This is a genomic window from Thermophilibacter gallinarum (assembly GCF_014982725.1).
Taxonomy (GTDB): Bacteria; Actinomycetota; Coriobacteriia; order Coriobacteriales; family Atopobiaceae; genus Thermophilibacter; species Thermophilibacter gallinarum.
The window spans coordinates 534,710-557,643 of the sequence record NZ_JADCJZ010000002.1 but is presented as its reverse complement, the minus strand read 5'-3'; the positions used below and the strand labels follow the sequence as shown (position 1 = coordinate 557,643).

The 22,934-nt window shown below is 69.4% G+C and carries 24 protein-coding genes; 20 read left to right on the top strand and 4 right to left on the bottom strand.

Features of this window, described 5'->3' with window-relative positions; genetic code table 11:
- Nucleotides 1-3: 3 nt before the first annotated feature.
- A complete protein-coding gene (locus INF26_RS06455) occupies nt 4-831 on the top strand; it encodes a phosphatase (RefSeq protein ID WP_193530009.1) in 828 nt (275 codons plus the stop codon).
- A gap of 158 nt (nt 832-989) precedes the next feature.
- Here INF26_RS06455 and INF26_RS06450 read toward each other — a convergent pair whose 3' ends face one another.
- On the bottom strand, nt 990-2,174 hold the full coding sequence (locus INF26_RS06450; RefSeq protein ID WP_193530008.1) for a hypothetical protein: 1,185 nt from the start codon (nt 2,172-2,174) through the stop codon (nt 990-992).
- 269 nt (nt 2,175-2,443) lie between these two features.
- On the opposite strand from INF26_RS06450, the gene INF26_RS06445 reads away from it, so the two are divergent.
- Nucleotides 2,444-3,217 carry an exodeoxyribonuclease III gene (locus INF26_RS06445; protein WP_193530006.1) on the top strand — a complete coding sequence of 258 codons (774 nt, stop codon included), beginning with the start codon at nt 2,444-2,446 and terminating at the stop codon, nt 3,215-3,217.
- Nucleotides 3,218-3,429: 212 nt separating this feature from the next.
- On the opposite strand, the gene INF26_RS06440 is transcribed toward INF26_RS06445, so the two are convergent.
- Nucleotides 3,430-4,167 (bottom strand): NAD-dependent protein deacylase, encoded by a 738-nt coding sequence (locus tag INF26_RS06440; protein ID WP_193530005.1) that lies wholly within the window; start codon nt 4,165-4,167, stop codon nt 3,430-3,432.
- A gap of 102 nt (nt 4,168-4,269) precedes the next feature.
- Here INF26_RS06440 and INF26_RS06435 point away from each other — a divergent pair, with 102 nt between their 5' ends.
- From INF26_RS06435 to INF26_RS06425, 3 genes are all read left to right on the top strand, one after another.
- A complete protein-coding gene (locus INF26_RS06435; RefSeq protein ID WP_193530003.1) occupies nt 4,270-5,223 on the top strand; it encodes a patatin-like phospholipase family protein in 954 nt (317 codons plus the stop codon).
- A 78-nt stretch (nt 5,224-5,301) separates the two neighbouring features.
- Nucleotides 5,302-6,771, top strand: coding sequence for a dihydropteroate synthase (gene folP / locus INF26_RS06430; protein ID WP_193530002.1), 1,470 nt, complete (start codon nt 5,302-5,304; stop codon nt 6,769-6,771).
- Complete coding sequence (locus INF26_RS06425; RefSeq protein ID WP_193530000.1) at nt 6,762-7,283, top strand: hypothetical protein; 522 nt, start codon at nt 6,762-6,764, stop codon at nt 7,281-7,283. The genes folP and INF26_RS06425 overlap by 10 nt, the downstream gene beginning before the upstream one ends.
- Before the next feature lie 179 nt (nt 7,284-7,462).
- Here INF26_RS06425 and INF26_RS06420 read toward each other — a convergent pair whose 3' ends face one another.
- Complete coding sequence (locus INF26_RS06420; RefSeq protein WP_193529999.1) at nt 7,463-8,242, bottom strand: type III pantothenate kinase; 780 nt, start codon at nt 8,240-8,242, stop codon at nt 7,463-7,465.
- Nucleotides 8,243-8,433: 191 nt separating this feature from the next.
- Between INF26_RS06420 and rpmE the strand changes: the two genes are divergently transcribed.
- Complete coding sequence (rpmE, locus tag INF26_RS06415) at nt 8,434-8,856, top strand: 50S ribosomal protein L31 (RefSeq protein ID WP_193529998.1); 423 nt, start codon at nt 8,434-8,436, stop codon at nt 8,854-8,856.
- A 145-nt stretch (nt 8,857-9,001) separates the two neighbouring features.
- On the opposite strand, the gene INF26_RS06410 is transcribed toward rpmE, so the two are convergent.
- Nucleotides 9,002-10,441 carry a hypothetical protein gene (locus tag INF26_RS06410; protein WP_193529997.1) on the bottom strand — a complete coding sequence of 480 codons (1,440 nt, stop codon included), beginning with the start codon at nt 10,439-10,441 and terminating at the stop codon, nt 9,002-9,004.
- Between the two features lie 91 nt (nt 10,442-10,532).
- Between INF26_RS06410 and prfA the strand changes: the two genes are divergently transcribed.
- From prfA to atpD, 14 genes are all read left to right on the top strand, one after another.
- The gene (gene prfA, locus INF26_RS06405; RefSeq protein WP_193529996.1) at nt 10,533-11,597 is read left to right on the top strand and encodes a peptide chain release factor 1; all 1,065 of its coding nucleotides are present in this window, start codon (nt 10,533-10,535) and stop codon (nt 11,595-11,597) included.
- Between the two features lie 3 nt (nt 11,598-11,600).
- Nucleotides 11,601-12,506, top strand: coding sequence for a peptide chain release factor N(5)-glutamine methyltransferase (prmC, locus tag INF26_RS06400; protein ID WP_193529995.1), 906 nt, complete (start codon nt 11,601-11,603; stop codon nt 12,504-12,506).
- Nucleotides 12,507-12,508: 2 nt separating this feature from the next.
- Nucleotides 12,509-13,153 (top strand): L-threonylcarbamoyladenylate synthase, encoded by a 645-nt coding sequence (locus INF26_RS06395; RefSeq protein ID WP_193529994.1) that lies wholly within the window; start codon nt 12,509-12,511, stop codon nt 13,151-13,153.
- A 384-nt stretch (nt 13,154-13,537) separates the two neighbouring features.
- A complete protein-coding gene (gene rpiB / locus INF26_RS06390; RefSeq protein ID WP_193529992.1) occupies nt 13,538-13,999 on the top strand; it encodes a ribose 5-phosphate isomerase B in 462 nt (153 codons plus the stop codon).
- A 60-nt stretch (nt 14,000-14,059) separates the two neighbouring features.
- Nucleotides 14,060-15,313 carry a serine hydroxymethyltransferase gene (glyA, locus tag INF26_RS06385; protein ID WP_193529990.1) on the top strand — a complete coding sequence of 418 codons (1,254 nt, stop codon included), beginning with the start codon at nt 14,060-14,062 and terminating at the stop codon, nt 15,311-15,313.
- 57 nt (nt 15,314-15,370) lie between these two features.
- Nucleotides 15,371-16,018: a uracil phosphoribosyltransferase gene (gene upp / locus INF26_RS06380; RefSeq protein ID WP_193529988.1), complete on the top strand. Its 648-nt coding sequence runs from the start codon at nt 15,371-15,373 to the stop codon at nt 16,016-16,018.
- Between the two features lie 261 nt (nt 16,019-16,279).
- On the top strand, nt 16,280-16,576 hold the full coding sequence (locus INF26_RS08505; RefSeq protein WP_226371907.1) for a hypothetical protein: 297 nt from the start codon (nt 16,280-16,282) through the stop codon (nt 16,574-16,576).
- A gap of 14 nt (nt 16,577-16,590) precedes the next feature.
- The gene (gene atpB, locus INF26_RS06375; RefSeq protein ID WP_332307321.1) at nt 16,591-17,400 is read left to right on the top strand and encodes a F0F1 ATP synthase subunit A; all 810 of its coding nucleotides are present in this window, start codon (nt 16,591-16,593) and stop codon (nt 17,398-17,400) included.
- Nucleotides 17,401-17,510: 110 nt separating this feature from the next.
- Nucleotides 17,511-17,714, top strand: a complete 204-nt coding sequence (gene atpE / locus INF26_RS06370) for an ATP synthase F0 subunit C (protein WP_075278954.1) — start codon at nt 17,511-17,513, stop codon at nt 17,712-17,714.
- A gap of 49 nt (nt 17,715-17,763) precedes the next feature.
- Entirely contained in the window at nt 17,764-18,351 is a 588-nt protein-coding gene (gene atpF / locus INF26_RS06365; protein WP_226371906.1) for a F0F1 ATP synthase subunit B, read from the top strand.
- Nucleotides 18,341-18,814: a F0F1 ATP synthase subunit delta gene (locus INF26_RS06360; protein ID WP_193529983.1), complete on the top strand. Its 474-nt coding sequence runs from the start codon at nt 18,341-18,343 to the stop codon at nt 18,812-18,814. Before atpF ends, INF26_RS06360 begins: the two co-directional genes overlap by 11 nt.
- Nucleotides 18,814-20,478 (top strand): F0F1 ATP synthase subunit alpha, encoded by a 1,665-nt coding sequence (gene atpA, locus INF26_RS06355; protein WP_193529981.1) that lies wholly within the window; start codon nt 18,814-18,816, stop codon nt 20,476-20,478. Before INF26_RS06360 ends, atpA begins: the two co-directional genes overlap by 1 nt.
- Nucleotides 20,479-20,481: 3 nt before the next feature.
- Nucleotides 20,482-21,396, top strand: coding sequence for an ATP synthase F1 subunit gamma (gene atpG, locus INF26_RS06350; RefSeq protein ID WP_193529980.1), 915 nt, complete (start codon nt 20,482-20,484; stop codon nt 21,394-21,396).
- Nucleotides 21,396-22,934 carry a F0F1 ATP synthase subunit beta gene (atpD, locus tag INF26_RS06345; protein WP_193529978.1) on the top strand — a complete coding sequence of 513 codons (1,539 nt, stop codon included), beginning with the start codon at nt 21,396-21,398 and terminating at the stop codon, nt 22,932-22,934. The genes atpG and atpD overlap by 1 nt, the downstream gene beginning before the upstream one ends.

Here is a 22,934-nt window from a genome sequence, read left to right as displayed (position 1 = left end):
ACCATGCTCGAGAACCGCTGCGACACGCACACCCACACGATCTTCTCGCGCCACGCGTACTCGACGGTGCGCGAGGACGTGCTCGCCGCCCGTGACGCGGGCCTCGAGCTTCTGGGCGTGACCGACCACTTCTCCGACATGCTCTTCCGCGACGCCGATCTCGCGCATGCGGACCTTCGTGACTACCAGCACTTCCTCAACATGGTGGTCTGGCCGAGGACCTGGGAGGGCGTGCGTCTCCTGCGCGGTGCCGAGGCGGACATCCGCGCGCTCGACGGCCGGCTCTTCGGCCAGGACATCCCCGTTTTCGCCGACATCACCGGCGGCGGGCTGCGGAGCGAGACCACGCTCTACGACCACGTCGTCCGGGGCTGCGACTACGTGATCGCGAGCGTCCACTACCGCGAGTTCGCCCGCGACGCCACGCTCGCCCAGGCGACCGAGATGTACCTCGGTGCGCTCTCCCAGCCCAAGGTGCTCGTGCTCGGGCACGCCGGCCGCGCCGGGGTGCCGTTCGACGTGGCCGAGGTCGTGGGGGAGGCCGCCCGCCTCCACAAGCTGGTGGAGATCAACGCCCACAGCCTCGCCGCCCGTCGTCGCGAGGGCGGCACGTGGCAGGCGTGTCGCAGGATCGCGGAGACCTGTGCCGAGCTGGGCTGCCAGGTGGCGGTGAACAGCGACGCCCACATCTGCTGCGACGTGGGCGGCGTCGCGCCCGCGCTCGAGATGCTCGACGAGATCCACTTCCCGCAGGAGCTCGTCGCCACGCGCTCCGCCGGGGCGTTCCTCGCCGCGATGGACGCGGCCGGCCTCGAGGTGCCCGCCGCCTAGTCGAACTCCGACTTATGTACGAGCGCTCGGCACTTTTCGTCCGGCGAGGCGAAGCAATTAACTGCTCTAGCTGCGTATATGCATATCGCAACTACGTCGAAGTCGGTTGCGCTCATACATAAGTCGGAGTTTGAAAGTCGTCTTGCGCCGGTGGGGCATCATGCGAGGGGCAGGCGCCCCCAATCCGTGAGGATTTCGGCACGGAGACGCGTCTGGGCCGCGAGCTGTGCATCGGTCTTCTCGTGATACGGCAGCCCGAGCTTCTCAGCAAGGAGAGCCGAGAAGATCTTGAATCGTGCGGGGTCGGCAAGCTGCGCATAGGTAAGCTGCACAACCTCGATGCCCATGAGCTGCAGCGCCGTTGCCCGGTTTGCGTCGGAGGCGGAGCTCCTGGTGCCGAAGTGATGGGCGGAGCTCTGGCACTCCACGTCGATGCCCATGAGCTTCGGGTCGACGGCACCACGGTAGAACAAGTCACAGGAGCAGACGTGCCGCTCGGCGACCCGCGCCGCATTGGGCGTGAGCGCGATGCGGCGGTTGTGCTGGAAGTCGCCCAGGCTCTCCCCGCCTCGTCGCCGGCTGAGCCCGAGCAGCATACCCGCCTGGACTTCGAAAGGAGAGGCTGCTCCCGGGTGCACGAGCCCGGCCGCCTGTTCGAGACGCGCCCGTCCGCGCGAGGCCCCGCTCTCTTCGGCGCTGCGCACGAGCCCTGCGGGCGTTGCAAGCGGCGGCCTCGACCAGAGGCCCGTGAGTCGCCCGTTGTTGTCTGCCGCGGCGCCCCAACCTCCATATGGGATGAGCCTGCCCTCATCGAACAGGTCTTGGAGCATGTCCGCTAGCGGCTGAGGGGGTTGGTAGGCAGAGAAGACCCCGCAGAGCTCTGAGGCAAGCGCGATGGTGCGCCCAAGCGAGGAGCGCGCCGTAACCTGCTGCAGCGCGAGTGCCGGCGGGACCACCGTCAGCCCTGGAGCCGGCTGGAAAAGGGTCTCGCTGGGGAGTGCCCCTGTCCAGACGCGCGGGCGCACGAGGGACGAATGCCGGCGCTCGGTCGACTCGGCGACAAGCAGGTCGATTGGGGCGTCCGTGAAGGCCGCAAGCAACGGCGCGGCAGCTAGGAGCGGCTCGGCTTCGACGCCCAGGTGAGTGTGCCACGAGGCGGGTCCGTTTATCAGGCCGGCGAGCCTCGTGCCATCCACAAGGTCATGGCGCATGCGCTCCAGGCGCACTGGGTCCACGAGATGGCAGAGCGGGTCCTCGTCTGCTGGCCCAAGGGTCAGGAGACGGACAATTGGCGGTATCCGCCAGAAGAGCAGGGCCGATATGTCACAGAGGGTGTTCTCCATGCGGAGGAGGCTAGCACCCAGACTCCGGTCCGTGTCGTGATAGAAAGTACACGCAAACTTGTACGAGCTCAACAATCTCGCCATGCATGCCAGCTCATGTCGCCTGGGAGATTCGCGTCAGTTACATGCAAGTTGCAAATATGATGTCTGAGCGGACGGTTTTTCTCGGTGGCCGGCGTCGTGCGGGCCCGCCGCTCCCCCTCCGTCCTTCTCGCTCGGCGTCGCGACGGCTACACTGGTCCCAGCCTGCCCCCGTCGAAAGGAACCCCATGGCCCGCGAGCTGCGCCTCGTTTCCTGGAACGTCAACGGTCTGCGCGCCGTCATGAAGAAGGACCCCAGCTTCACCGACGTGGTGGAGGCCACGGGCGCGGACGTCTTCGCCGTCCAGGAGACCAAGCTCCAGGAGGGCCAGATCGAGCTCGACCTGCCCGGCTACCACCAGACCTGGAGCTACGCAGAGCGCAAGGGCTACTCCGGCACGGCCGTCTTCTCCCGCGAGGAGCCGCTGCAGGTGATCAACCACATCGGCGCCCCGGCGGCCGACGACGAGGGTCGCGTCTGCGCCCTGGAGTTCCCCAGCTACTGGTTCGTGGACGTCTACACGCCCAACGCCCAGAACGAGCTCGCGCGCATCGACACGCGCCTGGCCTGGGACGCGGCCTACCGCGAGTTCCTGTGCGGTCTCGCCGCGGAGAAACCGGTTGTGACCTGCGGCGACTTCAACGTCGCCCACAACGAGATCGACCTCAAGAACCCCGGCCCCAACCGCGGCAACGCCGGCTTCTCCGACGAGGAGCGCGAGAGCTTCACGCGCCTGCTCGACGCCGGCTTCACCGACACCTTCCGCGCGCGCCACCCGGACCTCGTCGGCGCCTACAGCTGGTGGAGCTACCGCTTCAACGCGCGCAAGAACAACGCAGGCTGGCGCATCGACTACTTCCTCGTGAGCAACGACATCGCAGACCGCGTGACAGGCGCCTCGATCCTCAGCGAGGTCTACGGCTCCGACCACTGCCCCGTGGAGCTCACGATCGAGCTGTAGCGCGGGCGGGGCGCTCGGCGCCGCGCTCCGGTTCAAAACTTCGAGATATGTGCGAGCGCTCGCCTCTTCTCGCTTGGCGAGAGGAGCGGGTCAATTTGTCTACCTGCATATACGAAAAATGCAAACAATATGAGTTCGGGAGCGCTCGTACATAAGTCAGAGTTCCGGCGCCGGCGCGCGGGCGAGAAGGACGCCCGGCCCCGCACTCCGCGCTAGAAGTCGAACGCCGCCGCGATGTCGCAGGCGCAGACGAGGTCTGCCGCGTCGTCATGCGGGGTGCGGTCGCGGTTGACGATCACGAGGTCGCTGCCGCCGAAGTAGTTCACCAGCCCGGCAGCCGGGTACACCACGAGCGACGTCCCCCCGATGACCAGCAGGTCGGCCGCGGATATGGCCCGGATGCTGGCGAGAAGAACCCGCTCGTCCAGCTGCTCCCCGTAGAGCACGACGTCGGGCTTGATCGTGCCGCCGCACCGCTCGCAGCGCGGCACGCCCTCGGTCGCGAGGACCCACTCGGCCGGGTAGGTCGCCCCGCAGGACCGGCAGACGTTGCGGTGGACGGAGCCGTGCAGCTCGTGGACCACGCGCGAGCCCGCAGCCTGGTGCAGGCCGTCGATGTTCTGGGTGACCACGGCGGCGAGGTGCCCCTCGGCCTCGAGCTCGGCGAGCTTCTCGTGCGCGCGGTTGGGCCGCGCCGCGAGGCAGATCATGCGCTCGCGGTAGAAGTCGTAGAACTCGGCGGTGTGGGCCACGAAGAAGTCGTGGCTGAGCATCTCCTCGGGAGGGTGGGCGAAGTGCTGGTGGTAGAGGCCGTCGGCGCTGCGGAAGTCGGGGATGCCGCTCGCCGTGGAGACGCCGGCGCCGCCGAAGAACACCGCGCTTCTCGCCCGCGCGAAGCGTTCGGAGAGCTCTGCCGCGGCCTCGGCCGCGCTCGTGACCGTACGTCCCATGGCCCCTCCTTCGAGAATCCCCCTATCATGGTAATCCTGCGAAGGCGGTTGGCCACCCGCCCGAATGGGAATAAGGCACTTTATCCGACTAAAGGAGGCGCGATGGAGACCCTCAAGAACAACGTCTTCGACTGCGCCCTCGTCTTCGAGGGGGGCGGCTATCGCGCCGCATACACCTGCGCGTTCGCAAACGTCCTTCTCGAGCAGGGCATCTACTTCGACTACGTGTGCGGCCTCTCGGCCGGCGCCAGCAACTCCGTCAACTACCTCTCGCGCGACCGCAAGCGCGTGCGCGAGGCCTTCATGACCGACGGCGTGGCGAAGGGCCTCGTGGGGCTTCCCTCGCTGCTGCGCGGACGCGGCTACTTCGACGCCGACTCCCTCTACGAGGGCGCTCTCCGCGACGGCACGCTCCAGTTCGACTGGGAGACCTTCTCCGCCAACCCCGCCCGCCTGCGCATCCAGGCCTTCGAGCGCGATACCGGCCGCACGGTGCGCTTCGGGCGCGAGGACATGACCGACCCCATGCGCATGATCGACCTCATCCGCGCCAGCTCCACGCTGCCGGGCATGATGAAGCCGCTCGAGGTGGACGGCAGCGTCCTCATGGACGGCGGCCTGGGCGCGGGCGCCGGGATCCCGCTGGGCATGGCCGAGGACGACGGCTTCGAGCGCTTCGTCTTCGTCGCCACGCGCCCGCGGGGCTATCGCAAGAAGCAGCCCGGCGCACGGGACAAGCAGATGTTCAAGGCCGTGACGCGCGACCGTCCCTACCTGCGCAACGCCCTGCTCACGCGCTGGGAGCGCTACAACGCCGCGCTCGACCACGTGGAGGAGCTTGCCGAGAAGGGCCAGGCGCTCGTCATCTATCCGGACGAGATGCCCGTCGAGAACGCCACGGTCAACCCGCGCCGCCTCGCCGCCGCCTACGACGCCGGCCACGCCCAGTACCTGAGCGAGATGCCCCGCCTGCGCGAGTTCCTCTTCGGCTCGGCCTCCGGCGGCCCCCAGCCCGAGGACCCGGATCAGGGCACGGGCTACATCACGCTGGGGTAGAGCGGGCGCGCCGAGAAGAACGCCCCGCCGGGGCGCCGGGTACAATGGTGCGAAACGACGGCGTCCCAAGGAGGGCTCATGCTCCGAGAGAACTACGCAACCTGGCACTGCGGCGCGCACGAGATCTCGCTCGCGCGTCCCCGCATCATGGGCATTCTCAACGTGACCCCGGACTCCTTCTCCGACGGCGGGGAGAACCTCGACCATGACGCGGCCGTCGCGCGCGGCCTGGCCATGCTCGACGAGGGCGCCGACATCATCGACGTCGGCGGCGAGTCCACGCGTCCCGGCCACACCCCCGTCTCCTCCGAGGAGGAGGCCGCGCGCGTGGTGCCCGTGGTGCGCGCGCTCGTGGAGGCCGGCGCCGTGGTCTCCATCGACACCCGCCACGCCGACGTCGCCCGCATGTGCGTGCGCCTGGGCGCCTCCATCGTCAACGACGTCACCGGCTTCACGGACCCCGAGATGGTCCAGGTCGCCGCCGACACCGACTGCGGCTGCGTCGTCATGCACTGGAACCGCGAGGGCCTGGGCACGCACGTCGCGCGCCGGCAGGTCCTTCTCGACGAGTCCCGCCCCGCCGGCAGCGCCCTGCCGCGCCCTGCGGCGTCCCAGCACCGCTTCACCCTGCCTGACCAGGCCCCCGTCATGCGACAGGTCATGGGGTTCCTGGGCGACCAGGCCCGCACGCTCATGCGTGCCGGCGTCTCCCGCGAGCGGATCTGCATGGACCCGGGCGCCGGCTTCGACAAGTTCGCGGACGAGGACGTGGTGATCCAGCGCGCCACGCGCTCGATGGTCTCCATGGGCTACCCGCTGCTCTGCGCCGTCTCGCGCAAGCGCTTCGTGGGCGCGCTGTCCGGCGTGACCGACGCCGCCGCCCGCGACGCGGCCACGGCCGGCGTCTGCATCTCCGCGATCGAGAACGGCGCCCGGATCCTGCGCGTCCACAACGTCGCCGAGGTCGCGCAGGCCGTGAACGCCTACTGGGCCGTCGCGCACAAGGACGCGCGCCAGGGCTTCGTGAGCCTGGGCTCCAACGTGGGCAACCGTGTGGCCAACCTCGCCCGCGCCGCCCAGCTCATCGACGAGATCCCGCTCACCTGCGTCGTCAGCGTGAGCCACGCCTACGAGACCGAGCCCGCCTACGGCATCGCCACGCCGGTGGCCAACGCCGTGGCGGAGATCCGCACCGAGCTCCACCCGCTCGTGCTCATGGGCAAGCTGCTCGAGGTCGAGGACCAGCTCGGTCGCATCCGCCCGAAGGGCGAGAAGGACGACGCGCCCCGCCCCGGCGCCAAGAAGCCGGGCAGCGGGCCGCGCACGATCGACTGCGACCTCGTCTGGGTGGAGGGGGAGACCCACGCCGGCGCGCGCCTCACGCTGCCCCACCCCCGCCTCGGCGAGCGCGACTACGTGATCGTGCCGATGGAGGACCTCATGCACGACCCGGAGCGCTTCCTCGCCCACGCCGGGATCGCGGTGACCCCGCGCGACGAGCGCGTGGGCCACGTGACGGCGGACCTGGGGGAGGTCGCGTGGGAGTAGGGACGTCCTTCGCGCTGCGCCCGGCGGTGCCGATGGGCCACATGACGGGCGTGCCGCACGTGTGCGCGCTCGGCGTCGCCCGCGAGCTGGGCGCCCGCGTGCGCTGGCCGCACGAGGTGGTCTCGGCGGACGGGGAGCCGCTCGTGAGCGTCGACGCCCGCGCCGGCTACGACGACGGGGGCGTCTTCGTCCGCTGCGACCTCGCCTGGGACGCCGGGAGGGACCTCGACGCCACCGCGCTCGAGGACGCCGCGCGCGAGGCCGTCGACGCATGGGCGCAGGGCGTCGCGGGGGGCCGTGCCGCCGCAGGCCCGCTGGCACCGGTGCTCTCCGACTACTTCGACGCCCTTCTCGGCATGGGGGAGCGGGTCGAGGTCCTGCGCGGCGACCGCGTGATCGGCGAGGGCACGCTCGTGGCCGTGGACGTGTGGGGTCGTGCGACGGTGCACCTGGCGAACGGCACCCAGGAGCTCGAGGTCGCCCCCGAGCAGGTGCGTCTGCGCTACGTCTAGCGACGTCCCTCTCGCCCGCCCGCCCCTCTTTCCGGGTGTGTACGAAGTTGTAGTCTTGATGACCCACTCGGCAATTCGTCTGCCAGCGGTTTTCCGATTGCAAGGCACCGTATCAATCTTGCAACTTCGTACACGCCCGGAAGGGGGGCCGGCGAGAAAAGGCGCCCGCCTGCGGCCCGCTACGCGCGGGCGCGCTCCCAGAGCCAGATCTCGCGGATGCCGCGCAGGGTGAGGTCGGGGTCGATCGCGTCGAAGACGTCGGTCGCCCGCGCCACGGTGCGCGCGAGCCCGCCCGTCCCCACGACGGTCGCGTCCGGCTCGCCGAGCTCCGCCCGGATGCGCGCGACGAGCCCCTCCGCCTGTGCGGCCGCCCCGATCACGAGGCCCGACTGCAGCGCGGCCTCGGTGCTGTCGCCGAGGGCGTGCTCGGGCGCCTCGACCGGGATGCTCGCGAGCTTGGCCGCGCGCGAGAAGAGCGCGTTCGCCGAGAGCATGAGGCCCGGCGAGATGGCGCCCCCGCGGTACGCGCCGCTCGCGTCCACCACGTCGATATTCGTCGCGGTCCCAAAGTCCACCACGATGACCGGCGCCCCGTAGGTCGTGCGCGCCGCGACGGCGTTGGCGATGCGGTCGGCCCCCACCTGGCGGGGGTTGGGCATGGCGATCTCCATGCCGCAGTCGTGGCCCGGGCTCACGACGAGCGGGTCGTGCCCGAGATGCGTCTCGAGGCAGCGCCGCCATGCGCGCTCGAGCGCGGGCACCACGCTCGCCACGCCCGCGTCGGTGACGGAGCCCAGCTCGAGGCCGTCCTTGCCGAAGTAGCCCCACAGCCGCGAGTGCAGCATGTCGGAGGTGTCCGTGGCGTTGGTGGACATGCGCCACCCGCGCACGAGCGCGCCCCCCTCGTCGAAGAGGCCGAGCGTGGACTGCGTGTTGCCGACGTCTATCGCAAGGAACATGGGGCCTCCCGGGCTGCGGTCGGACGTTCTTCTCGCCCTATCTTAGCGCGGCGTCCCTCTGACGGCCTGCAAATCTCCACAGACGCGCCACGCCCGTTCTGATATAGTCATACAGCTATTGTGTCTTGGTCGGAACCAAGACGAACCCCTGCCCTGGTCGGAAACCAGGGCCGAAGAAGAGGAGTCCTGCCATGAAGCAAGGTATCCACCCCGAGTACGTGGAGTGCCAGGTCCGCTGCTCCTGCGGCAACACCTGGACCACCCGTTCCACCAAGAGCGAGATGCGCGTCGACCTCTGCGACAAGTGCCACCCGTTCTACACCGGCACCCAGAAGCTCGTTGACACCGGCGGCCGCGTCCAGCGCTTCGCCGACAAGTTCGGTGGCGCCGCCGCTGCCCAGCTGAAGAAGGCCGAGGAGGCCAAGGCCGCCAAGGCCGCCAAGGCTGCCGAGGAGGCCGCCGCCAAGAAGGCCGCCAAGGAGGCCAAGGCCGCCGAGAAGGCCAAGCGTGCCGCCGAGTACGCCAAGAAGGCCGAGGCCGAGGCTGCCGCCGCTCCCGCCGAGGAGCCCGCTGCCGAGGCTGTCGCCGAGGAGACCACCGAGGCTGCCGAGTAGCGAACGCCCCCAAGCTCGTCCGGCGCCCCCACGGGTTTCTCGCCCGCGGGGGCGCCATTTTGTGTCGTGCCGACGCGCCGGCAGCCGTCCGGGCCGAGCGCTCGCGCTGCCTGCCTGCCGAGAAGGGCCCAGCCCCGCGCGCCCGCTACTCCGCGCGCGACAGCGCGAACGCGTCCGTGTACGTGACCGTGCGCTCGTGCGGTATGAACAGGATCGCGTCGGTGTAGGTGTGGGAGCTCTCCACCAGCGCCTCCACGCGGCCGGGGTCGTCCTCCGTCCCAAAGCACAGCGTCAGCGTCACCGTGCCGTCCACGTCCTCGGGCAGCGTGGCGACAAACTCGAGCGGGCCGTCGCCCGCGCCGTCCCCGGTCAGCCGCGCCAGGAACCCCACATTCTCGAACGCGAGGTCGCCCTCGCAGGACTCGCTGTCGCCGTCCGGGTGGGCGTGGTAGTGGGCGACGCCGCTCAGCTCGCCGGACAGCATGACGGCCGAGTCGCTGACACTCGTCCCGATGACGTTGACCGTGAGGCCCGCCGCGCGACCCGCCAGGCACTTGGTTCCGTCGGTCTCCTGGCTCTGGAACGCGCCCTCCCAGACGCCGAGCAGCGAGTCCAGGACGGGGGTGCGCGCCCCCTCGGAGACGCTCATGCCGGAGACGCTCCACTGGCCGCTCGCCTGGGCGAACGAGAAGGTCACGGTGAGCCGGCACTCGTACGAGAGGAACGAGTCGCCGCGTGAGAACGTGAGCTCCAGGGTGTCCGTCTGGGCGGCCTCGTCGAAGGAGCCGTCTCCCACCGCCGCGGACGCCTCCGCGTAGAGGGCGGCGAGGCTCGGCTCTCCCTCCCCGGAGGCCTCGTCGGCGCGGGCGAGCAGCGTCTGCGCGTTGCGCAGGACCTTCTCCTGGTCCACGCCGCCCGTCGCGTGCCAGGCCACCCCGCCGTCCTCGACCCCGGGCAGCACGGACCAGGCGCCGTCGACGAGCGCATAGCTCAACGTCGCCGCGCGCGTGGCGCTCACGGACTGGCCGCCGTAGGTGACCACGACCTCCGCCGTGGCGTATCCCGAGGCGCCGAACGCCGCGCCCGCCCCCTCGGGGGCCGCCTCGGCGCGCGCGAGGGAGCGAACCTCGACGCCCTGCGCCACGAGGGGCGTGTCCGTCCCGTAGGTCCCGCCCGAGAACTCGGGGACCCCCAGGAGCTCGCGGGCGTCGGACTCGACGGTCGCGGCGTCGGGCAGGGTGGCCGCCCGCACGAACGCGATGCCGAGAAGCGCCACGACGACGCAGGCCATGAGGGCGAGCGCCCCGGTCACGGCGCGGTGACGTCGCGCGATCCCGGCCACGAGCGCCACGCGCCCGCGCACGTAGTCTCCGGCCGCCCGGCCGACGTCGCGCAGGCGCGGCGCCTCGACGCGCTCATCCGGGCTCTGCGGCGCGCCCTCGTTCGCGAGAGGCCGCCGCAGGGTGCGCTCCGCCTCGGGGCGGTCGAGCTCCTCGGTGGGCTGCTCGGGGGCGTCGGCCGGCTGGGCCGCGCGGTCCTTCTCGCCCTCTGCGCCCGTGTCCAGCTCGCGCTCGGAATCAGACATGGTGCCTCCCTTTGTGCAGGATGCGTCTAGTGTCTCACAAGCCGCTCGGGGTATGATAGAAAGGCTAGAGACTCACTCAGGGAGAAGAACGATGCGAGACAAGCTGCTCAAGATCATCCAGGCCTACGAGGAGCTGGAGAAGAAGCTCATGGACCCGGCCGTGGTCTCCGACCCCAAGGAGTACGCGCGCCTGGCCAAGGAGCACGCCAGCCAGACCGAGCTCGTGACCCGCGCTCGCGAGTATCTGGCCGCCCTCGACGACATCGAGGCCGCCAAGGAGATGCTCCACGAGGCCGACGCCGACGAGAAGGCCATGCTCCAGGAGGACATCGCCGCCAACGAGGCCAAGCTCCCGGCCCTCGAGGAGGACATCAAGTACCTGCTCATCCCGGCCGACCCCAACGACGAGAAGGACACGATCGTGGAGATCCGCGCCGGCGTCGGCGGCGACGAGGCAGCCATCTTCGCGGGCGACTTGTTCAAGATGTACCAGCACTTCTGCGACGGCCGCGGCTGGAAGATCGAGGTCCTCTCGTCCAGCCCGTCGGAGGCCGGCGGCTTCAAGACCATCGAGTTCAAGGTCACGGGCGACAAGGTGTACTCCGTCATGAAGTACGAGAGCGGCGTCCACCGCGTCCAGCGCGTCCCCAAGACCGAGAGCCAGGGCCGCATCCAGACCTCCACGGCCACCGTGGCGGTGCTGCCCGAGGCGGACGAGATCGACATCCAGATCGACCCCGGCGACCTGCGCATCGACACCTACTGCGCGTCCGGCCCCGGCGGTCAGTGCGTCAACACCACCTACTCGGCGGTGCGCATCACCCACCTGCCCACCAACACCGTGGTGCAGTCGCAGGACCAGCGCTCGCAGATCCAGAACCGCGAGGTCTGCATGCAGATGCTGCGCGCCCGCCTCTACGAGATGGAGCTCGAGAAGCAGCAGGCCGAGCAGGGCGCCGCGCGCCTCTCGCAGATCGGCCACGGCAACCGCTCCGAGAAGATCCGCACCTACAACCAGCCGCAGGACCGCGTGACCGACCACCGCATCGGCTTCAACGGCACCTACAACGGCGTGCTGCTGGGCGACACGCTCCCCAGCGTCATCGAGGCACTGGCCGCCGCCGAGCGTGCGGAGAAGCTCGCTCAGGCGGTGTAGGGCGTGCCCGCGACCGAGCCCTGGACCATAAAGCGCATACTCGACTGGACGAGCGGCTACCTCGAGCGCAAGGGTGACGAGCACCCGCGCCTCTCGGCGGAGTGGCTGCTCGCGGCCGTGACGGGCCTCTCCCGCGTCGAGCTCTACGTCAACTTCGACCGCCCGCTCGAGCCCGCCGAGCTCTCCGCCATGCACGAGGCGATCGAGCGCCGGGCGGCCGGCGAGCCCCTCCAGTACGTGACCGGCGAGATGCCCTTCCGCCACATCGTCCTGCGCTGCGAGCGCGGCGTGCTCATACCGCGCCCCGAGACGGAGATCCTGGTGGACGCCGCCCTCGAGGGCGTGGACGGCGCGGCCGAGAAGGACGGGGACGTCTCGGCCCCCGTCCGCGTGCTCGAGGTCGGTACCGGCACCGGCTGCATAGCGCTCTCGGTGGCCTCCGAGCGCCCGGGCACACTCGTGACGGCGACCGACCTCTCCCCGCGCGCCGTCGAGCTCGCGAGCCGCAACCGCGAGGCGCTCGGCCTCAAGGAGGCGGTCGACATCGTGGAGTGCGACCTGGCGTCGGGCGTGGACCCCGAGCTCATGGGGTCCTTCTCGGTGCTCGTCTCCAACCCGCCCTACATTCCCACGGACGTCCTGCGCGACGAGGTTCCCGCCGAGGTCGCCGACTTCGAGCCGGAGCTCGCGCTCGACGGGGGGGAGGACGGCCTGGACGTGTTCCGCCGCCTGCTCGACCTTGCGCCCGTCGCCCTGGCTCCAGGCGGCATGCTCGCCGTCGAGCTCTTCGAGGGGTCCCTCGAGGACGCCGCCGCGCTCGTGCGCGCCCGTGACGGCTGGGCGTCGGTCGAGGTACGAGAGGACCTGACACGCCGCCCGCGGGTCCTCGTGGCCGTGAGGGAGGGCTAGCCATGGGCGCCGTGCTTCTCGCCAGCCAGACCGATCCCAGCCCGGAGGTCGTGGGCCGCGCCGCCGCCGTCCTGCGCGCCGAGGGCGTCGCCGTGCTCCCCACGGACTCCGTCTACGGGATCTGCTGCGCCGCGCTGCCGGGCAACCCCGCGCACGCGCGCATCTTCGACATCAAGCGGCGCGACCGAGCGCAGACGCTGCCGTGGTTCGTCGCCGACCCCGCCGACCTGACCCGCTACGGGCGGGACGTCCCCGCCTGGGCGCTGCGGCTCGCCGAGCGCCACTGGCCGGGCGCGCTCACGATCGTGGTCCGCGCCTCGGACGCCGTGCCCCCCGAGTACGCCCAGCCCGGCGAGGCCGGCGCGACGATCGCCCTGCGCGTCCCCGACTCCGAGCTGGACCGCGCCATCGTCCGCGCGCTCGGGTGCCCGCTCGCCCAGACGAGCGCCAACACGCACGGCGCCCCCGCCGCCACCTCGGGCGCGGGGCTCGAGCCCGCCATCGTCGCCGCGGCGGACCTCGTGCTCGACGCCGGGGCGGCTCCCGTGGGCGTGGCCTCCACCATCGTCGACGCCACGGGGCCCGAGCCGCGCGTCCTGCGCGCCGGCGCCCTCACCGAGGCCGACGTCCTTCTCGCCGTGCGCTGACCGACGGAGCCGTCTGCTTAAGAATTCGGGGTAGTTGCAGGTTCTCCACGACCGGCGGCTTAAGAAATCGGAGTAGTTGTAGGTTCTGGCAGCCTCATGGGCTGGCGAGAAGTACTTCTCGCCGACGAAACCCCAGTTGACCGCGGTCCGCCCGTCCTTCTCGCCGTCGCATGGCGCCCCCGAAGGTGCAACTACCCCGAAATCCTAAGCACAAAGCCGCGGCCAGCCTGCAACCACTCAGTATTACTAAGCATCCGGGCGCGCCGAGATTCCGAGAGGTGTCGAGAAGCGCTTCTCGCCCCCTCAGTCTGCGCCGGGGCGGTCCCGGGTCGGCAAGTGATACCCTAGGAAAAGCGCCGAGAGACCACGTCGGGGAGGAGACCCATGCGCATTGCCATCGCTTCCGACCATGCCGGCTTCGTCCAGAAGGACCCGCTCGCGGAGTACCTGCGCGCCCAGGGCCACGAGGTCGTCGACTGCGGCCCCGACTCCGACGAGCGCTGCGACTACCCCGACTACGCGGACAAGGTCGCCCGCCGCGTCGCCCGCGGCGAGGTCGACCGCGGCGTGCTCATCTGCGGCACCGGCCTCGGCATCGCCATGACGGCGGACAAGGTCGCCGGCGTGCGCGCCACCCCCATCCAGACCGTCGAGTTCGCGCGCCTCGCCCGCGAGCACAACGACGCCAACGTCATCGGCCTCTCGGGCCGCTTCGTCTCGCTCGAGGACAACGAGAAGATCCTCGACGCGTTCCTCACCACCGAGTTCGGCGGCGGCCGTCACACCGCGCGCGTCGAGAAGATGATGCGCGAGGACGACCCCGCCTTCCCCGGCGTCGAAGCCTAGGGGAGAGCCAGCCGCCCGGCGCAACCGACCGTCGCCGCGCCATCGCAACAAGGAGGCCCCATGAACTACGAGCACCTGGTCGCGTCCGATCCCGAGGTCTTTGCCGCGGTCGACAACGAGCTGCGCCGCCAGCGCTCCTCGATCGAGCTCATCGCCTCGGAGAACTTCGTCTCGATGGCGGTGATGGAGGCGGTGGGCTCCCCGCTCACCAACAAGTACGCCGAGGGCCTGCCCGGCAAGCGCTACTACGGCGGCTGCTGGGCGGTCGACGTGGTGGAGGACCTCGCGCGCGAGCGCGCCAAGCGCCTCTTCGACGCCGGCTTCGCCAACGTGCAGCCCCACTCCGGCGCCCAGGCCAACTACGCCGCCCTCGCGGCGCTCGCCCAGCCCGGCGACACGATCCTCGGCATGGCGCTGGACAACGGCGGCCACCTCACGCACGGCTCGCCCGCCAACTTCTCCGGCAAGCTCTACAACGTGGTCTCCTACGGCGTGGACGAGAAGACCGAGCTGATCGACATGGACGCCGTGGAGGCCCTGGCCCGCGAGCACAGCCCCAAGGTGATCATCGCCGGCGCCTCCGCCTACCCCCGCATCATCGACTTCGCGCGCTTCGCCGAGATTGCGCACGCCGTCGGTGCCTACCTCATGGTGGACATGGCCCACATCGCCGGCCTCGTGGCCACCGGGCGCCATCCCAGCCCCGTGCCGCACGCCGACGTGGTGACCACCACCACGCACAAGACGCTGCGCGGCCCGCGCGGCGGCCTCATCCTCACGAACGACCCCGACCTCGCCAAGAAGGTCGACTCCGCCGTCTTCCCCGGCAGCCAGGGAGGCCCGCTCGAGCACGTGATCGCCGGCAAGGCCGTGGCCTTCGGCGAGGCGCTGGCCCCCGAGTTCGCCGCCTACACGGACGCGATCCTCGTCAACGCCCGCGCGCTCGGGCGCGGCATGGAGTCGCGTGGCCTGCGCCTGGTCTCCGGCGGCACGGACAACCACCTGCTGCTCGTCGATCTCACGGCGGCCGGCGACGTCACGGGAAAGGACGCCGAGCGCGCGCTCGACGAGGTCGGCATCACCGTCAACAAGAACACCATCCCCGGCGAGAAGCGCTCCCCGTTCGTCACGAGCGGCATCCGCGTGGGCTCGGCGGCCGCCACCACGCGCGGCTTCTCCGAGCGCGAGTGCGAGCGCATCGGCGAGCTCATCGGCGACGTCGTGACCAACCTGGGCGACGAGGGCGTGACCGAGCGCGTCTCCTTCGAGGTGCGCGAGCTCCTCGACGCCCACCCGCTCTACCCCGAGCTGTAAATCGGGGACAGTCCCCAATTTACAGAGTGCGCAGAAACAAGAGAGAAGGGACCAACCATGGCAGAAGAGTTCGACCCCACGCGCTTCACGGTCATCGACCACCCGCTCGTCCAGCACAAGCTGCACATCCTGCGTGACAAGGCCACCGGCACCAAGCAGTTCCGCGAGCTGGTGACCGAGCTCGCGATCTTCGAGGGCTACGAGGCCATGCGCGACTTCCCGCTCGAGGACGTCGAGGTCGAGACTCCGCTCGAGACCACCACCTGCAAGCGCGTCTCCGGCAAGAAGGTCGCCATCATCCCGATCCTGCGCGCCGGCCTCGGCATGGTCGACGGCATCCTCCAGCTCGTGCCGTCCGCCCGCGTCGGCCACGTCGGCATGTACCGCGACCCGGAGACCCACGAGCCGCACCAGTACTACTGCAAGTTCCCGGACGACATCGAGAACCGCATCTGCCTGGTCGTCGACCCGATGCTCGCCACGGGCGGCTCGCTCACCGCGGCCATCAAGTTCCTGCGCGACGCCGGCGTGAAGGACATCCGTTGCCTGACGCTCGTCTCGGCGCCCGAGGGCGTGCGCGCCACGCTGGACTTCGACCCGGACGTGCGCCTCTACACCTGCGCGCTCGACCGCTGTCTGAACGACCACGCCTACATCCTGCCCGGCCTCGGCGACGCCGGCGACCGCATCTACGGCACCAAGTAGGCGTCCGCACGACGGTATGCGCAACCGGCGACGGTATGCACAACGTTCAGATTCCTGAATCAACGGGTAGACGGCCTGGCGAGAAACCCGATCTCTCGGCAGGTTGCGCATACCCCAACGCGTTGCGCACACCTCCCTCGCCCGCGCCCCTCATCGCCCGATTGTGACAAAACGGGGGCGAACGGCGCCCTGCTTGACTATTTCCCCCGGCGCGCTAGAGTTCTCGTGTCCTTAATTCGCTCGGACGGGAGGCGATGCGACGTGGATCCTCAGGTCGCCGTCGTCTCCGGCGCGCTCTTCGGCCTCATGGGCTGCGTCGCGCCGGCCGTGCTGTTCGAGCGGGCTCTGAGGGGGAGCCGCGCGGTCTCGCTGGCCGCCGGCATCGCGGCGATGGGCGTCACGTTCCTGACGCTTACCGTCGTCCTGCTCGTGGTGTACACTTCCACGAACACCGGCTTCTTGGAGTTCGGCTGTGCGCTGGTCGCCGCGTTCCTGCTCTTCTGGGGCGTCGAGGCGATACGGGCCTGGAGGGCGGCCAACGGCCGTCCGCGCCTTTGAGGGGAGAGATAAGCGTGGGCAATCCTCTGGACAGCCTGGGCGAAGAGGTAAACGAGCTCGTTTCGAGCTTCACGTCCCAGCCGATCGCAGGCTCGCTCGACACCATCGGCTTCACGCAGTACTCGTTCTGGTTCGCCGTGGCGGTCGTGCTGATGCTCGTGGCGCTCTTCGTCTTCAAGAAGAAGCAGTCCGCGAGCCTCGTGCCGCAGGGCTTCTTCGTGAACGGCATGGAGTACCTCGTCGAGTTCGTCCGCGATGACATGTGCAAGGGCCTGCTGGGCGATTCCTGGAAGCGCCACTTCCCGTTCATCGCCACGACGTTCCTCGTGGTCCTCGCCAACAACATCGTGGGCATCATCCCGGGCTGCAAGCCGGGCACCGGCACCATCTCCACCACCGCGGCCCTGGCCATCTGCTCATTCGTCTACTTCATCGTCTGCGGCATCAAGAAGAAGGGCGCGCTCGGCTACGCCAAGAGTCTCGCGCCCGCCGGCGTGGCCTTCCCGCTCAACGCCCTCGTGTGGCTGATCGAGGTCTTCTCCACGATCCTGCGCCTCATTACCCTCGCCGTCCGACTCTTCTGCAACCTCTTCGCGGGTCACGTGGTCATGGGCACCTTCGCGATCCTGGCCTCGCTCTTCTTCGAGCCCATGGTGCAGGCCTTCTCCGTCGCCACCGCCGTGCAGGCGGGCGCGTCGATCCTGTGGGTGGGCATCCTGCTCGTCATCTACGTCGTGGAGATCATGGTGGCCGCCATCCAGGCCTACGTCTTCGCGCTTCTCTCCGCCGTCTACATCCAGATCGCCGAGTCCGAGGAGGAGTAGGCGAGAAGAACGGCAACTCGCGGGCACCCGCCTGCTGAGGAATAGCACGTTGGTTTGAAACTCGTCCCGGCTTCACAACACCCATCGGGGCGAATGTCAAAGGAGGAACAGTGGGAGCTCTCGGTGTCGTTGGTTATGGTCTCGGCGTTATCGGCGCGGGCATCGGCATTGGCCTGGCCGCCAGTGGCGTCGCGCAGGGCATGGCTCGTCAGCCTGAGGTCCAGGGCCGTCTGTTCACGGTCTTCATCCTGGGCTCGGCCTTCGTCGAGGCCCTCGCCCTCATCGGCTTCGTCGTCAGCCTTATCGTCAAGTAGCGCTGTCGCACGAACGTCCGAGTTGGAGGCACGTATGAAAAACACTGCCATGAGAGTGGCCTCTCGCGCGGTCGTCGCCCTAGGCGTCGCCCTCGCCACGCCCGCCGTGGCGCTCGCCGAGGAGTCGGCGGTCGGCCCCGACATCCTGATCCCCAAGATGGCGGAGTTCATCCCGGCCCTCATCGCCTTCCTCATCATCCTCGCCGTGCTCGCCAAGCTTGTGTGGCCGCCGGTGCTGGAGATGATGGAGAAGCGCCAGCAGAAGATCCAGTCCGACCTCGACGCCGCCGAGCGCTCCAAGCTCCAGGCCGCCGAGGAGGCCAAGAGCTACGAGGCCAAGATCCTCGACGCGCACCACGAGGCCGACGCCATCGTCGCCAAGGCCAAGAAGGAGGCCGAGGAGGTCCGCTCCGCGGTTCTCGCCAAGGCCCAGCGCGAGGCGGCAGACATCATCGCCAAGGCCCACGGCGCCGTGGACTCCGAGCGCCACAAGGCCATGATCGAGCTCTCCAGCTCCGTCGTGGACCTCTCCGTCGAGATCGCCAGCAAGATCATCGGCAACGACCTCTCCGTCGAGGAGCAGCGCAGGCTCGCCGAGAAGTACCTCGCGGAAGTGGGCAAGTCCGATGGGCGCTAAGCGGGTCGACGCCGAGAAGGTCGAGGCGTACACCAGGGCGCTCCTGGAGGCCGCCCGCTCCGAGGGCCGCGCCAACGCGGACCTCGTGCAGTGGCAGCACGCCCAGAAGTTCACGCCCGAGGTGCTGGAGACCCTCGCCGCCATGCAGCGCGAGGACGACCTCGACCTCGTCGAGGCGGTCGCCAAGCAGTACAAGGAGCTTCTCGACGCGCAGGACACCACGGTCTCGGTGACCGTGACCACCGCCGTCCCCATGGACGACGAGCTCCGCGCCAAGGTGCGCGCCAAGACCGAGAAGGACCTCGGTGCGCCCGTCTACCTCGTCGAGCGCATCGACCCGGCGATCATCGGCGGCATCATGCTCGAGGTGCGCGGCAAGCGCTACGACGCATCGGTGCGCGCCCAGCTCGCCAACATCCGCAAGACCCTCTCGTCGACCTTCATCGAAGGCGAGGAACACTAATGGAAACCATCAGCTCCGAGAAGATCATGAGCACCCTGCGCGAGGAGCTCGCGCAGATCAACGCCACGGTCGACCGGCAGGAGGCCTCGGTCGTCACCGAGGTCGCCGACGGCATCGCGCGCATCTCGGGACTCAAGACCGCCATGGCCGGCGAGCTGCTCAAGTTCACGAGCTCGACCACCGGCCTGGACGTCTACGGCCTGGTCCAGAACCTCGACCAGGACGACGTGGGCGCCGTCCTCTTCGGCGATGCCGAGGAGATCAAGGAGGGCGACGAGTGCCGCACCACCGGGCGCGTCATGGACATCCCGGTCGGCCACGCCATGCTCGGCCGCGTCGTCAACCCGCTCGGCCAGCCGATCGACGGCCTCGGCCCGATCAACTCCACCCACCGTCGCCCAATCGAGTTCAAGGCCCCCGGCATCATGGAGCGCCAGCCGGTGTGCGAGCCCGTCCAGACGGGTCTTCTCGCCATCGACGCCATGGTCCCCATCGGCCGCGGCCAGCGCGAGCTCATCATCGGCGACCGCAAGACGGGCAAGACGGCCATCGCGATCGACGCCATCGTCAACCAGCGCGAGACCGACATGATCTGCATCTACGTCGCCATCGGCCAGAAGGCCTCCACGGTCGCCGCCATCCGCGAGTCCCTCGCTCAGCACGGCGTCTTGGACAAGACGGTCATCGTCTCCGCCACCGCGGCCGAGTCGGCCCCGATGCAGTACATCGCCCCGATGGCGGGCGCCGCGATCGGCGAGTACTTCATGTACAACGACGCACATGGCAACCCCGCCGACGCCGAGCATCCCGGCGGCCACGTCCTGGTGGTCTACGACGACCTCTCCAAGCAGGCCGTCGCCTATCGCCAGATGTCGCTGACGCTGCACCGCCCGCCCGGACGCGAGGCGTACCCCGGCGACATCTTCTACCTGCACTCTCGCCTGCTCGAGCGTGCCTGCAAGCTCTCCGACGCCCTGGGCGGCGGTTCGCTCACGGCCCTGCCGATCATCGAGACGCAGGAGGGCGACGTCTCCGCCTACATCCCCACGAACGTGATCTCCATCACGGACGGCCAGATCTACCTGCAGTCCAACCTGTTCTTCCAGGGCCAGCGCCCGGCAGTCGACGTGGGCATCTCCGTCTCCCGCGTCGGTGGCGACGCCCAGATCAAGGCCATGAAGCAGGTCGTGGGCACGCTGCGCCTGGACCTCGCCGCCTACCGTGAGAAGCAGGCCTTCTCGCAGTTCGGCTCGGACCTGGACGCCACCACCCAGTACCAGCTCAACCACGGCGCCCACGTCATGGAGATGCTCAAGCAGCAGCGCTTCTCGGCGCTCGACGTCCGCGACCAGGTCATCGCGATCTTTGCCGCCAAGGAGGACTTCCTCGACGACATCGACCTCGAGAACGTGACGCTGTTCCGCGACGGCCTCGCCAAGTACATGGTCGAGCACAGCCCCAAGCTGCGCAGCTCCGTCATGAACGGCAAGATCGACGACGCCACCGCGTCGCGCCTGCGCGCCCGCATCGCCCGCTTCAAGAAGCTCTTCCTCGCCGAGCACCCCAACCGCCGGCGCATGGAGGACGTCGAGCAGGCGGCCGAGCAGACCGTGTCGGCACCGCCCGAGGGCGGGCACGAGCCGCTGGACGGTCAGGGGCAGTAGGCCATGGCGAGTCTTCGTGAGATACAGCGCCGCATGAGCTCCATCCGGAGTACGATGCAGATCACGCGCACGATGGAGATGATCTCCACGGCCCGCATCCACAAGGCGCTCCAGCGCGCCGAGGAGGCGGAGCCGTACAAGAACGCCATCACGCGCATGCTCGCCAACGTGGCCGAGGCGGGCTTCTCGTCCGGCCAGCCGCTGCTCGCGCAGCGCACGGAGGAGAAGCACGTGCTCTTCATCCTCGTGGCCTCCGACAAGGGCCTCGCGGGCGGCTTCAACATCGTCCAGCAGCGCGCCGTCGAGGCCGAGATGCGTCGCCTCAAGGCCCGTGGCGTGCGCTCCTCGCTGATCACGTGCGGCCGCAAGCCCACCGAGTACTTCACGTACCGGAAGATGACGCCGGTCATGTCGTTCGTCGGCATCTCCTCGGAGCCCAACCAGGACCAGGCCGACCGCATCGCGTCCTACGTCATGCGCGGCTACGCCACCGGCGAGATCGACCGCGTCGTGATCTACTACTGGCACGCCAAGAACCGCGTCGAGCAGACCCAGGTCGTCGAGCAGCTGCTGCCCATCTCCAAGGAGCAGCTCACGATGCCGAACAAGCCGCGCGAGCGCGAGGCGCTGACCACGGTGGAGAGCCACACCTACACCGACTTCGCCTTCGACCCCTCCGCCGAGGAGGTCCTGGGCAAGCTCATGCCCGCCTACTTCAGGACGGTCATCTTCCACGCGCTGCTCGACTCGGCGGCCGCGGAGCACGGGGCGCGCCGCCGCGCCATGCAGTCCGCGACCGACAACGCCCGCGAGGTGCTGGACACGCTCGAGCGCACGTACAACCGAGTCCGCCAGGGCTCCATCACCACCGAGCTCAACGAGATCATCGGCGGCGCTTCCGCATTGGAGGACAACTGATGGCAGAGAAGAACCAGGAGACGCGCACCGCCCTCGAGGAGGCCGCGTACAACAAGCTCAACCGCACCGTCGGCGTGGGCACGATCGTCCGCATCGTCGGACCGGTCGTGGACGTCAAGTTCGACGGCCAGGTGCCGGGCATCTACACCGCGCTCGAGGTCGAGGGCGACACGCCCGTCGGCCACGTGAGCACGGTGCTCGAGGTCGAGTCCCAGCTGCCCGGCGGCGTGGTCCGCACGGTGGCCATGTCCTCGACCGACGGCCTCACCCGCGGCCTCAAGGTGCGCGACACCGGCCACCCCATGATGATGCCGGTCGGCCCCTCCACGCTCGGCCGCGTCTGGAACGTCATGGGCAAGCCCGTGGACGGCGGCGAGGTCCCCGAGGACGTCCGCTACTACCCGATCCACCACCCCGCGCCGTCCTTCGACGAGCTCACCACCACCACGGAGATCTTCGAGACGGGCATCAAGGCCATCGACCTTCTCGAGCCCTACGTCCGCGGCGGCAAGACGGGCCTGTTCGGTGGCGCCGGCGTCGGCAAGACGGTCCTCATCCAGGAGCTGATCAACAACCTCGCGCAGCAGCATGGCGGCACCTCGGTCTTCACCGGCGTCGGCGAGCGCACCCGCGAGGGCACCGACCTCTACCTCGAGATGCGCGAGTCCGGCGTCATCGACAAGACCTGCCTGGTCTACGGCCAGATGAACGAGCCGCCCGGAGCCCGCATGCGCGTCGCGCTCGCCGGCCTCACCACCGCCGAGTTCTTCCGCGACCAGGGCCAGGACGTCCTGCTGTTCATCGACAACATCTTCCGCTTCTCCCAGGCGGGCTCCGAGGTCTCGGCCCTTCTCGGCCGCATGCCGTCCGCCGTCGGCTACCAGCCCACGCTGGCCACCGAGATGGGCGAGCTCCAGGAGCGCATCACCTCCACCAAGGAGGGCTCCATCACCTCGGTCCAGGCCGTCTACGTCCCTGCGGACGACCTCACCGACCCGGCCCCGGCGACCACGTTCACGCACCTCGACGCCACGACGGTCCTCTCCCGCGCGATCACGGACCTGGGCATCTACCCGGCCGTCGACCCGCTGGCGAGCTCGAGCTCCGCGCTCGATCCCTCCATCGTGGGCGATGAGCACTACCGCGTGGCCATCGCCGTCCAGGAGACGCTCCAGGAGTACACCGACCTCCAGGACATCATCGCCATCCTGGGCATGGACGAGCTCTCCGAGGAGCAGCAGCACGTCGTGGCCCGCGCCCGCAAGATTCAGCAGTTCCTCTCGCAGTCGTTCCACGTCGCCGAGAAGTTCACGGGCAACCCCGGCACCTACGTGACCGTCGAGGACACGGTCCGCAGCTTCGGCGAGATCGTCGACGGCAAGTGTGACGACCTCCCCGAGCAGGCGTTCCGCTTCGCGGGCACGATCGAGGACGTCCGTCGTCGCGCCGCCGCCATGGCGGGCGCCCCCGCCGAGCCCGAGGCCGAGCAGGCCGAGGACGAGGGCGAGGCCCCGGCTGACGAGCAGACGGAGGCGTAG

Bases quoted from the DNA above. Each gene is read 5' to 3' on its own strand.
- INF26_RS06360 (WP_193529983.1), top strand. From the start codon at position 18,341: ATGGGCGCTAAGCGGGTCGACGCCGAGAAGGTCGAGGCGTACACCAGG.
- INF26_RS06440 (WP_193530005.1), bottom strand. From the start codon at position 4,167: ATGGGACGTACGGTCACGAGCGCGGCCGAGGCCGCGGCAGAGCTCTCC.
- INF26_RS06435 (WP_193530003.1), top strand. From the start codon at position 4,270: ATGGAGACCCTCAAGAACAACGTCTTCGACTGCGCCCTCGTCTTCGAG.
- atpA (WP_193529981.1), top strand. From the start codon at position 18,814: ATGGAAACCATCAGCTCCGAGAAGATCATGAGCACCCTGCGCGAGGAG.
- rpiB (WP_193529992.1), top strand. From the start codon at position 13,538: ATGCGCATTGCCATCGCTTCCGACCATGCCGGCTTCGTCCAGAAGGAC.
- INF26_RS06420 (WP_193529999.1), bottom strand. From the start codon at position 8,242: ATGTTCCTTGCGATAGACGTCGGCAACACGCAGTCCACGCTCGGCCTC.
- atpG (WP_193529980.1), top strand. From the start codon at position 20,482: ATGGCGAGTCTTCGTGAGATACAGCGCCGCATGAGCTCCATCCGGAGT.
- INF26_RS06410 (WP_193529997.1), bottom strand. From the start codon at position 10,441: ATGTCTGATTCCGAGCGCGAGCTGGACACGGGCGCAGAGGGCGAGAAG.
- folP (WP_193530002.1), top strand. From the start codon at position 5,302: ATGCTCCGAGAGAACTACGCAACCTGGCACTGCGGCGCGCACGAGATC.
- atpD (WP_193529978.1), top strand. From the start codon at position 21,396: ATGGCAGAGAAGAACCAGGAGACGCGCACCGCCCTCGAGGAGGCCGCG.
- INF26_RS06455 (WP_193530009.1), top strand. From the start codon at position 4: ATGCTCGAGAACCGCTGCGACACGCACACCCACACGATCTTCTCGCGC.
- INF26_RS06395 (WP_193529994.1), top strand. From the start codon at position 12,509: ATGGGCGCCGTGCTTCTCGCCAGCCAGACCGATCCCAGCCCGGAGGTC.
- glyA (WP_193529990.1), top strand. From the start codon at position 14,060: ATGAACTACGAGCACCTGGTCGCGTCCGATCCCGAGGTCTTTGCCGCG.
- upp (WP_193529988.1), top strand. From the start codon at position 15,371: ATGGCAGAAGAGTTCGACCCCACGCGCTTCACGGTCATCGACCACCCG.
- atpF (WP_226371906.1), top strand. From the start codon at position 17,764: ATGAGAGTGGCCTCTCGCGCGGTCGTCGCCCTAGGCGTCGCCCTCGCC.
- INF26_RS06450 (WP_193530008.1), bottom strand. From the start codon at position 2,174: ATGGAGAACACCCTCTGTGACATATCGGCCCTGCTCTTCTGGCGGATA.
- rpmE (WP_193529998.1), top strand. From the start codon at position 8,434: ATGAAGCAAGGTATCCACCCCGAGTACGTGGAGTGCCAGGTCCGCTGC.
- INF26_RS06445 (WP_193530006.1), top strand. From the start codon at position 2,444: ATGGCCCGCGAGCTGCGCCTCGTTTCCTGGAACGTCAACGGTCTGCGC.
- prfA (WP_193529996.1), top strand. From the start codon at position 10,533: ATGCGAGACAAGCTGCTCAAGATCATCCAGGCCTACGAGGAGCTGGAG.